Source organism: Pseudovibrio sp. Ad46 (genome assembly GCF_001623065.1).
Classification (GTDB): Bacteria; Pseudomonadota; Alphaproteobacteria; order Rhizobiales; family Stappiaceae; genus Pseudovibrio.
The window spans coordinates 25,341-37,958 of record NZ_LMCG01000078.1 but is presented as its reverse complement, the minus strand read 5'-3'; the positions used below and the strand labels follow the sequence as shown (position 1 = coordinate 37,958).

The window sequence follows — 12,618 nt, the reverse complement described above, 5'->3', positions numbered from 1 at the left end:
TATGCGCTGGAATAAATCTGTGACGGTAATTGGTGCACACGCTGAAGGGGAAGTTGGGCGTGTTTTGACGGGTGGAGTACTGAATGTTCCCGGAGCTGATATACTTGAGAAGATGGAGTACCTGAAGGCCAATGATGAGCTTCGTCAGTTTGTAAATCGTGAACCTCGCGGTTGTGCTCAGATGACAACGAACCTCTTGCTACCTCCATCACATTCGGAGGCACATGCTGCGTTTATACCCATGCAGGCAGATGGGACGCATGCCATGTCTGGATCCAATGCAATGTGTGTGACAACGGTGTTGCTGGAGACTGGCATCTTGCCAATGCTTGAACCTGAAACGACAGTTGTTTTGGACACTGCGGCTGGACTGGTAAAAGCAGTTGCGCACTGCAAAGAGGGACGTGTCGAGCGAGTGTCCTTGGATTTCTTCCCAGCATTTGCTGAGTATCTGAATGCTCAGCTTGAGGTAGAAGGACTGGGAACGCTCACGGTGGATGTTGCGTTTGGTGGTGTTTACTACGTACTGCCAGATGTAAAACAGCTTGGGTTTCGTATTGGGCCTGATGTCGCGCAAGATATGGTTGTGCTCGGAAACAAGATCAAAAGGGCAGCCCAGGAGCAGCTCACAGTTCAGCATCCAGAGATTGAGAACTTCAACAGTGTCGAATTTTTGATGTTTACTGATATGATTGATGGAAAGCAGAGCTCATACCGCAATGCTACGATTATGCCACCAGGACGTGTTGATCGCTCACCATGTGGAACCGGTACCGCTGCTCGTCTGGCTGCCATGCATGCCAAGGGATTGATTGAACCCAATCAGCAGCTCGAAATGCGATCCACGATCAACTCTCGTTTTGAGGCTTCTATTCTTTCTGAGACGAAAGTGGCTGGGCAACCCGCAGTTATTCCTCGTATCTCTGGGAGGGCCTGGATCTATGCAACCATGCAGTTGGGAGCTGATCCAACAGATCCTTACCAGTTGGGTTACACCATGGCAGACACCTGGGGAACTGGCATCGACCATGTTATTCCAGTTGCGCTAGACTAACGGGTGAACAACTCAAACGTAAAGTTTCGGATGGGGGAAGTTGCTGAATGTAATTCCCCTTAATCCTGTCTGCTACGTTCTCCAAAATGACTTATGTGTTCTTTTATAGGGTGCTATCAGTCTCTTATTCTCAGGGTGATCTCACAATCGAACTAGTGAGGGAATTTAACTTGGGAGGATTGAACTTGGTTTTTAAATTGCGGAAAACAGCTGCGGTTGTGTTGGCGACGGCAATGACAATTGGTCTTTCAACGTTTGCGGTTGAAGCAAAGACAACGCTTAGACTATCTCACTTATCACCTCCAGGCAGTGACATGGATAACTGGGCTAAGGACTTTGCAAGTCGCGTTTCGGAAGCTTCTGATGGCCGCGTAAATCTTCGCATTTTTCCTGCAAGCCAACTAGGTGATTGGGAGGAAGTTTATGAGCAGCTGAGCCAAGGTTCTGTTGATCTGGCAATTCAGTCAATCTCAACGAAATTTGACTCGCGACTTTCTCTAACATGGTTTCCTTACACCGCAGTTGACTATGACAGCGCAAAAGATGCCTGGAACAATGGTGGCTTTCTCTTCAATATCGTGAATGACCTCGTAAAGCCGCAGCAAATTCAGGTTTTAGCACCTTATGCAAACGGCTTGGGCGGTTTGGCTGTTGGCAAACCTGTCGATGATCCGAAAGATCCGAATGCGGACCATAGTGAGCTCAAGATTCGCGTCTGGCCATCGGGCGTGGGTACGCACAAGCCGCTGCTGGAGCGTCTGGGGTATTCAACAACCACAATGCCTTGGGCGGAACTCTACACTGGAGTGCAGACCGGCGTAATCGACGGAATGGTTGGTGGCGTTCCTGAAAATGCGGTTCGTGATTGGAATGGTGTTGTCGATACATGGTTGCAGATCAACGATCATTTTGAAATCAACTGGTTGCTTTCATCAGCCTTCTCCATGGCTCAGTTACCAGAAGAAGATGCTGCCGTGTTGAACGAGATAGCTGCCCAGATGGCTACGGAGCGCTTTAACGCCGTAGAAGAAGCTGACAACCGCTACCTTGAAGAGCTTAGCAAGAATGGTGTGACTGTTGTTACCTATTCACGTGATGAGATCGAAAACATGGCAAAAGCCGTGCGCGTTGATGCATGGCCGAAGATGAAAGATCAGATCGGCGACGAGCTCTATGAGCTGCTTGAAAGCCGCTACTCAAACTAATGAGTTTCGAAGACCGGAGATCTCCTCCGGTCCTCGGACAAAATAAAAGAGGGCGGTATGCTTCAAGAGCGCCAAATACACATTAAGAACCCAATCTGGCAACTCAAGCTGAAGCTGTTGCGGTTCATTATGTTCATCACAAGTATCGCATTCACCACAGCAGTCTTTCTTCAGGTCGTGATGCGATATCTGTTTAACTATTCGCTTTTTGGTGTTGAAGAGTTCGCCAGTTTTGCTGGTGTCATTATGTACTTCGTTGGGGCAGCGTATGGAACGCATGAACGCAGCCACATCTCGGCCAGTCTAGTGGACACAATATTCGGAGAAGGACGCATCACTGCAGGCGTCCATGCCTTCACACGCCTCTTGTCTGCACTTTTGGTGGTTTATATCCTCAACTCACTCTGGGGGCTGCTCGTCTTCACAGAGCGTATGAACACCGTATCAACGGAGCTACGTCTCCCAATGATCTGGATCTATGGGACGATGTTCGTGGGACTGGCTCTGACGGCTTTCTATTTCCTGCTCGAGTTTATTGAAAGCTTCCGCGCAACAATCTGGCACGCACCAAATACGGAATCCTAAATCATGAGCTCCCTAATTTTGATGGACGTTGCGCTTCTCGTGACGTTGATGATCCTTGGTGTACCTGTTGCTTTGACATTTGTAGCCGCAGCCGCATTCCTGATCATCTTTGGTGAATACAACTCGACAACCTTCTTGATAACTGCAGGCTTTTCTAAGCTTTCTTCAGTCGTATTACTTGCGATCCCACTGTACATTCTAGCTGGTGGTATCATGACACAAGGTGGAATTGCCAAACGTTTGCTTGAAGTTGCAGACAGCTTCTTTGGTCGATACCGCTCGGGTCTTGGTGTTGTAACCGTCATCACAACTGCCGTTTTTGGCGCAATCTCCGGGATGGCATCTTCTGCTGTTGCTGCTATCGGTTCTATTGCCATTCCAAGAATGGTGGAACGAGGATATGACCGTGGCTATGCGACAGCTCTGGTCAGCTGCTCAGCAGTTCTGGCGCTGCTCATCCCTCCCAGCGCGACCATGATCCTTTATGGCTGGGTGACAGGTACCTCTATTGCAGCAAGCTTCCTTGCACCTTTGGTTCCTGCACTGTTGCTTGTTGGTCTGTTTTCCTTCTGGAACATGGTCCTGACACGCAAGATGGAGATTACTGTTCCTGAAGCCCAGCCGTTGAATGTGCAGATCAAAACAGTTTTCCAACGCACACGAGAAGCTGGCTTCGGGTTGGCAATGCCTTTGATCATCCTGGGGTTTATCTATGGAGGTATCACCACACCTACTGAAGCTGCTGCTGTGGCTGTGGTCTACGCATTGCCAGTCGCGTTTCTCGTTTATCGGGAGCTGACATTCAAATCGTTTTACGATGTGGTTTGGAAAGCAGCTCAAGTGACTTCGGTACTGATGCTTGTAATCTTTACAGCAAACATGCTAGCGCGCGTGTTGACGCTTGAAGAAGTGCCTCAACAGATACTGGAGACGATGCTCTCCATTTCTGATGATCCGATCGTACTTCTGCTGCTTGTAAACGGCTTCCTGTTGCTTATTGGGATGTTTATGGAGGATGTTTCTGGCATCTTGCTTGCAGCTCCGCTGTTGCTGCCTGTGGTGACCGAGGCTGGCGTACATCCGGTGCACTTTGCTGCGATTATTGGAACCAATCTGGGCATGGGTCTTATTACGCCGCCCACAGCGCCAATCCTCTATTTTGGTACTTTGATAGGGCAGACGTCGCTTGCGAAGGTTCTAAAACCTACTCTGGTGTTTGTTTTCCTCGCATATATGCCAGTGGTTCTGCTCACCACCTTTGTCCCAATACTATCCATGTGGCTGCCGATGGCCGTAACAGGCATCAGGTAGGAGGCAGGTAAATGACACTTCGAATTCTCATTCCCATTGATGTGGAAGAAAAACGCTCATGGACCGAGATTTTGCCAGAGCTAAGGCTTCATGCAAAAGGCAACTCAGTTGAGTTGACCTGCATGACAGTTGTTCCTGATCTGGGCACAGTGATTGCGCAGGCCGCTCAGGCTGCACCTTTTGCATCGTTTGTGCCTGGCGAGCTGAAGGAAAAAGCCCTCGAGGTCGCGCAGTCCCGGCTTGGCGAGATAACCGAAACAGAGGAGATCGGAATCATCAATCGGTTTGCTCGATCTGGCAACATCTATTCGGAGGTCCTGCAAACCGCTGATGAGTTATCAGCAGATCTCATTATCCTGATGTCTCACATTCCTGATTTCGGAGATTACTTGCTGGGTCCAAATGCAGCAAAGATTGTTCGTCATGCAAATTGCTCTGTGTTGGTGATACGACCCAAGAACAAGAGAGCTACTCATGATTGATGCCTCTAATTCAACGACGAGCTATAAGAATGGTCTGCTGAAAGTTGCTGTTGTTATGACGGGGGGGACGATAGCGAAAAGCTATGATCCTAACTCAGCACGACTTTATAATTTTGAGCTCCAAGTCAAAGAGATCATTACTTCCTTAAGCTTGCCAGATCTGGAGTTCACGTTCGTTGACTTGATGCATCTGGACTCTCTTGAAATTGGTGATGAAGAACGTGCTCAAATTACCCGTTCAGTTACAAGTGCTGCTGCAACTCATGATGCGGTGATTATCACGCATGGTACAGACAGCATGGCGCTGAGTGGTGAGGCATTATGTTGTGCGGTCAAAGCACCTCGTGTGCCGGTGATTTTTACAGGTGCGATGGTTCCCTATGTCATTGAAGGGTCTGATGCTTCTCAGAACATGATTGAGGCATTGGTGTGCGCGCGGCTCTTACAGCCCGGCATCTATATCGCCTTCCATAACCGCGTTCTGACGTTGCCTGGAGCACGGAAAGATCATTCTAACCTGACATTTACGGAGGCATGACGGATGCCAAGAATTGAAACTGATAGCATCGGGTCTCGCGAACTACCTGATGATGTATTGTTCGGCATCAACACGCTTCGCGGTGCAGAAAACTTTTTGATCTCTTCTGCAACGATCGGTGACGACCAAGCTCTGGTCCGGGCTCTTGCGATCATCAAGAAGTCAGCTGCCCAAGCTAATGGTGTATTGGGAGGTCTAACCGTCAAGCAGACTAATGCGATCTCCGCGGCGTGTGATGAGATTATGGGTGGCAAGCATCATGACCAGTTCATCATCAACATGTTGGAAGGTTCCGGTGGTACGTCTATCAACATGAATGCCAACGAAGTCATCGCTAATCGTGCCTTGCAGATTATGGGATATGAGGCTGGAGCTTACGAATACTTGAAGCCTAACGACCATGTAAACATGGGACAATCAACCAATGACGTGGTTCCTACTGCTGTCAAGCTGGCTGTGCTGCAGAAAGTTCCAGCGCTTACTAAGGCTCTGACAAGGCTGGGAGAGGCATTTCAGCTAAAAGCAGATGAGCTTGCCGAAGTACTCAAAATTGGCCGTACATGTATGCAAGGTGCGCAACCAATGACCATGGGACAGGAGTTCAGCGGATACTCAGCTGCTATTCTTCGAGCCCGTGACAAAATCATGGATACTACTGAAGCCCTGCAAGTTCTGCCGTTGGGAGCAACTGCAATCGGAACAGAGCTCGGTGCTCGTGCAGGTTATCAGGAAGCTGTTTATCGGTATTTAGGTCAAGAATTGCCACATCCTGTACAGCAATCTGACAACCTGTTTGATGCGATGCAGAACTCAGATGGGTTTTCAAGACTTTCTGCTGAACTGCGAGTTACTGCTGAGATTTTGGGCAAGATCAGCCTCGATTTAATTATGATGTCTTCCGACAAACAATCCGGCATCGGTGAAATCAAGCTACCCGCGATTCAGCCAGGCTCATCGATCATGCCAGGTAAAGTGAACCCGGTGATGCCTATGATGGTTCAACAGCTGGCATTTGCTGTGATTGGTAATGACACGGCGATTTCACTTGCCGCTCTCAATGGACAACTCGAGATCAACCACTTCGAACCGATTATCGCGTCTCGATTGTTTGACAGCATAGATTTGCTTACTCATGGTGCGGATCTGTTTGCGAAAAAATGCGTGAATGGAATAGAAGCATTGGAAGATAAGGCGCTTCAAAATCTCCTCAACTCATCTGCTCTTGCTACCGTATTCGTACCCATACTTGGATATGCTGAGGTCTCCAAGATTGTGAAGGAAGCTGATGTAAACGGAAAACGATTTGTCGATGTCATTGTCGAAATGGGCTTGATGTCACGAGAACAGATCATAAGCAAACTCTCGAATGCTGCTCTTTGGGGCTCCGCAAAATGCTCTAAAGAAGCAATTTCCCTGATCTAGCAGTCCAGCCTTTGCAAAAGCGAAAGCGGCTTCTTGAACAGGCTCATTTGAGCAGTCCTGATATTCTAATCTTCGATGAAGCGACCTCTGCGCTGGATGAGGCGAATGCTACTCAGATCGTGAGCATGATACAAAACCTGACAACAGATCATGGAGTGTTGCTGATAGCTCATGACTGCTATCGTAAGCACGATTATCGATTTGAATGACAAAGCTACTTTGGAGAACAAGTAGAGGAATGTTTGAAGAGAGCGAGGCCTTCGTAATTGTTCCCATCGAAGCCTTCTGGATAAATGCGTGGGTGAGGGGGCGGTTCATTTAAGCTCAGGTGCAATTATGTGAACATCAGAACCATTGGGAGTTGGAGGCTCCGCTAGGGTTATGTTGTTGGCACGGCTAATGTGAAAAAAGGCAGCCAAGATATCCTGAGTGATCTCGTCATGGAGTACAAATGAAATTCTGCCCGCGTTGAGCAATGCTTTGTTTTCCTGATTAAGGTCATGTGCAATGTAGCTGTCCGGATACATCTTATACTGCTCAAGCATTTGAATAATTGCCCTGTTTCCTCCGCCCATGGAATACACAGCACATATGTTCTGCTCTTTCTCAAGAATAGAGGCCAGGTCTTTTTCAATTTTATGATCAACTCCAGAGCCTCCTATGGTTTCAACAAATTTCAGGTCTGGACGATTACGTGTGAGCCATGATCGAAAGCTGATTGCGCGTGTTTCTTCACCTTTAAAATGCTCGTGGCTGCGGCTCATCAATATGGTTCCGCCAGCAGAATGCAGCATCTTTGAGATCAGGTAAGCTGCAGTTTTTCCCGCCTTTGCATTGTCAATTCCAATGTATGTCAGTCGTTCTGAGATCGGAATATCGGTGAACATCGTGAGGACAGGAATATTCCTTTCTGAGAGCGCTTTGATCATGTCTCTGAGCTTTGGCGTGTCACGCAGCTTCAGGCAAACCCCATTACTACCGTGAGTCATAATGCGTTTGAGGTAACTGACGGCCTCAGCCTCTTGCATATGCTCTTGCATGATGAAACGCGGCCGGATGACGACAGGGTTTGATCTGCCAATTTCACTTTCAACAGCGCGCCGTATTTCAGAGGAGAAGCGGTCCGGAGCTTCGACAACAAAGTCGATAAAGAGCTTCTTGCCGCGTGCAGACAATTGCTTTTCCTGCAAGTGCAAATCTGCAATCGCGTTTTGTACTCTGCGGACAGACTGCAGACTTACGTTTGTGCGGCTGTGAAGTACGCGGTCAACCGTTGCTGTACTTAATCCAGCTTGAAGAGCGATTTCTTTAACAGGGAAACGATGTGTCATTGATGGATTCTTGATGGAAATGCATATGGCTGGCAATTCAACATTTTGCTTATTTAAGGCCTGATACATCAAGGAGAGGGACTAAGATGGTCAGTAGCAAACAAATTGATGGATTTTACAGGCAATCGGCCTGTGACTTAAACGAGTTCAAGGCACTCGTGGAACAGGAGCTGTCCGCTGAGACAGTTCCCAACGCCACCCATGTGCAAAGCAATATCCCTATTTACAGCGCAGCGAACCTGCGAAATATGCTTGAAGACACATCCAAGCGCAGAAGCTTGTTGTCAGAGTGGGCTAGTGTTTTGCAAAATACAGCTGGTGTTCTGGTGATTAAGGGAGCAGCAGAAAATATCGCAGCGATAGACGAAGCTACGCAGATATTTGAGAGCATTATTTCTGCTGAGAGATCTTCCGGTAGTGGCGGTGATCATTTTGCAGCAGCTGGTGCGAACGATCGTATCTGGAACAGCCTGCAGAAGCTATGCTTGGCAGATCCATCTGTATTTGCTCGTTACTTTGCCAATCCGCTCATTGACGCGGTCTGTGAGAGCTGGTTGGGGCCGAATTATCAGATGACGACACAGGTCAATCTGGTCCATCCGGGAGGGGCAGCACAGCAAGCACACAGAGATTATCATCTGGGCTTTCAAACAGCTGAGGTTTGTGAGGATTATCCGGCTCATGTCCATCACCTGTCACCCTACATGACCTTGCAGGGCGCGATTGCTCACTGTGATATGCCCCTTGAAAGCGGACCAACAAAGTTGCTGCCGTTTTCACAAAAATACTTGCCAGGTTATGTGGCGTGGAGGCGAGACGATTTCCGGGAGTATTTCGAGGCTAACTATGTGCAGCTGCCCCTCGAAAAGGGAGATGCGGTTTTCTTCAATCCTGCATTATTCCATGCAGCTGGTGCGAACACGACGACAGATATTCACCGTATGGTGAACTTGCTTCAGGTCTCATCTGCGTTTGGCCGCGCAATGGAAAGTGTTGATCGTAGTGCTATGTGTTCTAAGGTTTTTCCGGCCTTGAAGCATCTGACTGAGCAAGGGGTGCTATCAGGCAATCATCTTGACGCGGCAATAGCATCCTGCGGAGAAGGGTACTCGTTCCCAACCAATCTGGATTTGGACCCACCAGTCGGCGGGTTAGCTCCTGAAACTCAGCAAATGCTATTGAAACGCGCGTTGAATGAAGGGATGACCGTGGACGTTTTCACGAAGGAGCTGCAAAAGCAAAGTGCTCGCCGTCTGCCTTAAAGGTCAATTTCATAATAGTCAGCGCTATCTAAGGTTCGGCAGGGCTTTTTTTAGGGGGGGGGCGAATGGTGGTTTTAGTCGCATTGCCGACTGCCTCGCTCCCCATCTGGCTGTCCAATGATTAACTGGGCGTCGACAAGGCACCCTTTGAGATTGCGATCATCAGAACACCCCTCACCACAAACTTATGTCATGGTGAGGGTTCAAATGCAGTGTAACTGGGGCGGTCAAAAACAAACAGGCCGTCTTCTCGCACGTGCACGTTCAACCAATCGGTGTGAGCGTCCTTTCTTGCCATTCAATTACGGTGTTGCCTGCTTGATGTACGCATCGTGGCTGTTTTGCTGTCTTCCGAGCTGATGTTGATCTCTTTATTTGAAGCCGCGAACGGCTACCTCATATCATCAAAACAGTAAATTTAATGCAAGCGGTTGCAATATTGGTAATTGTTGGGTTAGTTTAATCCCGTAGTGATCGACAGAAAAGATTTAGTGATATTAGTGTTTGTTTGGGTTTTAGTGTTGAAATAGCTCCCAAATTCGCTTCATTAAATCTTGCAATCGGTTGCTAACGCAAATGGGAGGAAACTATGAAACAAACTGGTTTACTGGCAGCAGTCGCTGCGTTCACGATGATGGCAACAGCCGTAAGCGCCGACACTATCGGTTTTTCAAGTCCAAATTTTGATGATAATTTCCAGACAGCTCTGCGAGAGGCGGCCAAAGATCGCGCAGAAGAACTTGGGCATTCAATTCAGATCGAAGATGCCCGAGAAGATGTCGGCATGCAGTTGAGCCAAATTCAGAACTTTATTGCCTCTGACGTTGCTGCAATTATCGTAGCTCCGGTAAGTGCAGCAGCGACCCCTCAAATTACCAAAATGGCAGAAGCAGCGGGTATTCCGTTGATCTATGTGAACCGTCGCCCTGCAGATCTGGATGCGCTGGGTGAAAAGGCTGCCTTCGTGGGGTCTGATGAAACCTGGTCCGGCACGTTGGAAGCTTTTGAAGTGTGCAAGCAGGCAGCTGGCACTGGTAAGGCGGTCATGTTGATGGGGATTCTTTCAAACGAAGCTGCCGTTACCCGCTCTGAAGACGTACGCGAAGTCCTGAAGCTTTCCATGTGCAACGGCATCGAGCTTGTTGCGGAACAAGAAGCCAAATGGCAGCGCACAGAAGCAAACAATGTTGTTTCGAACTGGCTCAGCTCTGGTCTCGAATTCGATATCGTATTTGCCAACAACGACGAGATGGCTCTTGGCGCGGTGCAGGCTCTCAAAGCTGCTGGCGTGAATATGGATGATGTTCTGGTTGCTGGTGTTGATGCAACAGATGACGCTCTTGCTTCTTTGGGCAAGAACGAGCTGGATGTCACCGTTTTCCAGAATGCGAAGGGGCAGGCAACTGGCTCTGTTGATGCTGCTGTGAAAGCCATGAACGGCGAAGCTCTGCCAAACTGGATCAATATTCCGTTCGAGCTGGTCACTCAGGACAATCTCAAATCCTACATGAGCCAATAACAGGCTTTCAGTAAGGGCGCTCCGTGTATCTGCGCGGAGCGCTGCTCGCTTTGCAACTCATATTCTATTGGCCGTGATGTCGGTTTGGCCGATTTTATCTCAGCCCTGATGAGGAAAAGAACAATGAATGATGCGAGAAAGATCGTCCTGCGAACGCAAGGTCTTTGCAAAAGCTATGGTGGAGTGCAAGCTCTGAAAGGTGCAGACTTTGAGCTCCGTGAAGGCGAACACATCGCAATCGTTGGCGATAACGGGGCAGGGAAGTCCACCTTTGTTCGCCAGATCACTGGCGTCGAGCAACCCTCTTCTGGTCAGATGTTCTTCGACGGAAAAGAGGTCAGCTTCAAAAGTCCTCTCGATGCTCGGGAAGCGGGTATTGAGGCTGTATTTCAGAATCTGGCACTCGCCAATGACCTGGATGTTCCAGCCAACATCTTCCTTGGACGTGAAGAAGTCTATTTCAATCTCGGGCCCTTCAGTTTTCTGAATGAGAAGAAAATGCTGGCGAAAGCCAAAGAAGGCCTTGAGAAGACCGCTGTTAAGATTCCCAACTTGCGCAACGCAATTGGTAAAATGTCCGGTGGTCAGCGCCAGTGCGTTGCAATCTCACGTTCTGCAGCCTTTGCCTCAAAACTCATTATCATGGATGAGCCAACCGCAGCACTTGGGGTTCAGGAAACCACGCAGGTCGAAAACATCATTCGCCGCCTGAAAAAACAAGGTGTTCCGCTGATCCTGATCAGCCACAACTTACGTCAGGTGTTTAATCTTGTAGATCGGATTTTTGTGTTCCGACGCGGTGAGATTGTTGGTGTTGTGGATGCAGACAAGACGGATGGCAACGAAATTGTCTCCCTTATTACAGGTGTGAAAACTGGCGTGCATGAAAACGCCAGCTACATATAATTGGGAGCACGTAGATGAACACTACTGCAATCCGAAAGCTTCCTCAGGAGGCGAGCATTTTGATGGTTTTGATCGGAATTGCCGCGCTTTTTGAGATCCTGGGCTGGATTTTCGTTGGGCAAAGCTTTTTGGCAAACTCTAAGCGGCTCGTTATCATTGTTCTTCAGGTATCTATCATCGGCATCATTGCTGTTGGTGTAACGCAAGTCATCATTACCTCTGGTATCGACTTGTCGGGCGGGTCCGTAGCAGCACTCTCTGCCATGGTGGCAGCGAGCTTTGCGCAGGCGTCTGGCGGCTTTTCCATCTTCTATCCAGGCATTGTAGATCTGCCTGTTATTGTTCCTCTGCTGGCAGGTATCGGGGTTGGGCTACTGGCAGGAAGTATCAACGGAGCCATCACCGCCTATACCGGTGTTCCCCCGTTTATTCCTACACTGGGGATGCTTGTTGCAGCTCGTGGGCTTGCTGTGCTGTATGCAGAAGGCCAGCCAATCTTTGGTTTGACCGAGCAATATACGGCGATTGGGCAAGGCATTAATCCGGTCCTGATTTTCCTCGGTGTTGCTGTGCTCTTTCATATTCTTTTGAAGCACACGGTTTATGGGCGCCGGACTTATGCGATCGGATCCAACGAAGAGGCGGCCCGAATAGTCGGCATCAAAGTAAACCGCCATAAGGTTCTTGTATATTCGATTGCGGGTGGCCTTGCCGGTCTTGCTGGCATAGTTATGAGTGCGCGGGCGACAATGGGCCAGCCTGGCATGGGCTTCATGTACGAGCTGGATGCAATCTCCGCAGCCGTCATTGGCGGAACGTCATTGTTCGGCGGCAAAGGGAAGATTTCGGGGACCGTTATCGGCGTCTTCATTCTCGGCGTTATCACATCAGGTTTCACCTTCCTGCGGATCGATTTTTATTATCAGGAAATCGCCAAGGGCATGATCATCGTTGCTGCCGTTATCGCTGACCAGCGTCGGCAGGCTCGTAAGGCATAGTTCGG

The 12,618-nt window shown here is 48.9% G+C and carries 13 protein-coding genes; 12 read left to right on the top strand and 1 reads right to left on the bottom strand.

Annotated features, from left to right (window positions below; all coding sequences use genetic code 11):
* The first annotated feature begins 1 nt into the window (after position 1).
* The 8 genes from PsAD46_RS22140 to PsAD46_RS28205 all read left to right on the top strand — a co-directional run bounded on the left by PsAD46_RS22140 (position 2) and on the right by PsAD46_RS28205 (position 6,806).
* Positions 2 to 1,054 (top strand): proline racemase family protein, encoded by a 1,053-nt coding sequence (locus tag PsAD46_RS22140; protein ID WP_063307883.1) that lies wholly within the window; start codon positions 2 to 4, stop codon positions 1,052 to 1,054.
* Between the two features lie 185 nt (positions 1,055 to 1,239).
* A complete protein-coding gene (gene dctP / locus PsAD46_RS22135) occupies positions 1,240 to 2,259 on the top strand; it encodes a TRAP transporter substrate-binding protein DctP (RefSeq protein WP_063292640.1) in 1,020 nt (339 codons plus the stop codon).
* 57 nt (positions 2,260 to 2,316) lie between these two features.
* Positions 2,317 to 2,844 (top strand): TRAP transporter small permease subunit, encoded by a 528-nt coding sequence (locus PsAD46_RS22130; RefSeq protein WP_063307882.1) that lies wholly within the window; start codon positions 2,317 to 2,319, stop codon positions 2,842 to 2,844.
* Positions 2,845 to 2,847: 3 nt separating this feature from the next.
* Entirely contained in the window at positions 2,848 to 4,155 is a 1,308-nt protein-coding gene (locus PsAD46_RS22125) for a TRAP transporter large permease (protein WP_063288954.1), read from the top strand.
* A gap of 11 nt (positions 4,156 to 4,166) precedes the next feature.
* Entirely contained in the window at positions 4,167 to 4,637 is a 471-nt protein-coding gene (locus PsAD46_RS22120) for a universal stress protein (RefSeq protein WP_063307881.1), read from the top strand.
* Positions 4,630 to 5,175, top strand: a complete 546-nt coding sequence (locus tag PsAD46_RS22115) for an asparaginase domain-containing protein (protein ID WP_084404512.1) — start codon at positions 4,630 to 4,632, stop codon at positions 5,173 to 5,175. Before PsAD46_RS22120 ends, PsAD46_RS22115 begins: the two co-directional genes overlap by 8 nt.
* Before the next feature lie 3 nt (positions 5,176 to 5,178).
* Positions 5,179 to 6,597 (top strand): aspartate ammonia-lyase, encoded by a 1,419-nt coding sequence (locus PsAD46_RS22110; RefSeq protein WP_082597082.1) that lies wholly within the window; start codon positions 5,179 to 5,181, stop codon positions 6,595 to 6,597.
* Between the two features lie 47 nt (positions 6,598 to 6,644).
* Positions 6,645 to 6,806, top strand: a complete 162-nt coding sequence (locus PsAD46_RS28205) for a hypothetical protein (RefSeq protein ID WP_193776989.1) — start codon at positions 6,645 to 6,647, stop codon at positions 6,804 to 6,806.
* 105 nt (positions 6,807 to 6,911) lie between these two features.
* Here the strand turns inward: PsAD46_RS28205 and PsAD46_RS22100 are convergent, their stop codons facing one another.
* A complete protein-coding gene (locus PsAD46_RS22100) occupies positions 6,912 to 7,928 on the bottom strand; it encodes a LacI family DNA-binding transcriptional regulator (RefSeq protein WP_057465078.1) in 1,017 nt (338 codons plus the stop codon).
* 86 nt (positions 7,929 to 8,014) lie between these two features.
* On the opposite strand from PsAD46_RS22100, the gene PsAD46_RS22095 reads away from it, so the two are divergent.
* The 4 genes from PsAD46_RS22095 (at position 8,015) to PsAD46_RS22080 (ending at position 12,613) form a co-directional block, all read left to right on the top strand.
* Positions 8,015 to 9,190, top strand: coding sequence for a phytanoyl-CoA dioxygenase family protein (locus tag PsAD46_RS22095; protein WP_063292643.1), 1,176 nt, complete (start codon positions 8,015 to 8,017; stop codon positions 9,188 to 9,190).
* A gap of 589 nt (positions 9,191 to 9,779) precedes the next feature.
* Positions 9,780 to 10,709 carry a substrate-binding domain-containing protein gene (locus PsAD46_RS22090; protein ID WP_063307880.1) on the top strand — a complete coding sequence of 310 codons (930 nt, stop codon included), beginning with the start codon at positions 9,780 to 9,782 and terminating at the stop codon, positions 10,707 to 10,709.
* 123 nt (positions 10,710 to 10,832) lie between these two features.
* The gene (locus tag PsAD46_RS22085) at positions 10,833 to 11,615 is read left to right on the top strand and encodes an ATP-binding cassette domain-containing protein (protein ID WP_063307879.1); all 783 of its coding nucleotides are present in this window, start codon (positions 10,833 to 10,835) and stop codon (positions 11,613 to 11,615) included.
* 14 nt (positions 11,616 to 11,629) lie between these two features.
* Positions 11,630 to 12,613 carry an ABC transporter permease gene (locus PsAD46_RS22080; RefSeq protein WP_057465082.1) on the top strand — a complete coding sequence of 328 codons (984 nt, stop codon included), beginning with the start codon at positions 11,630 to 11,632 and terminating at the stop codon, positions 12,611 to 12,613.
* Positions 12,614 to 12,618 lie beyond the last annotated feature (5 nt).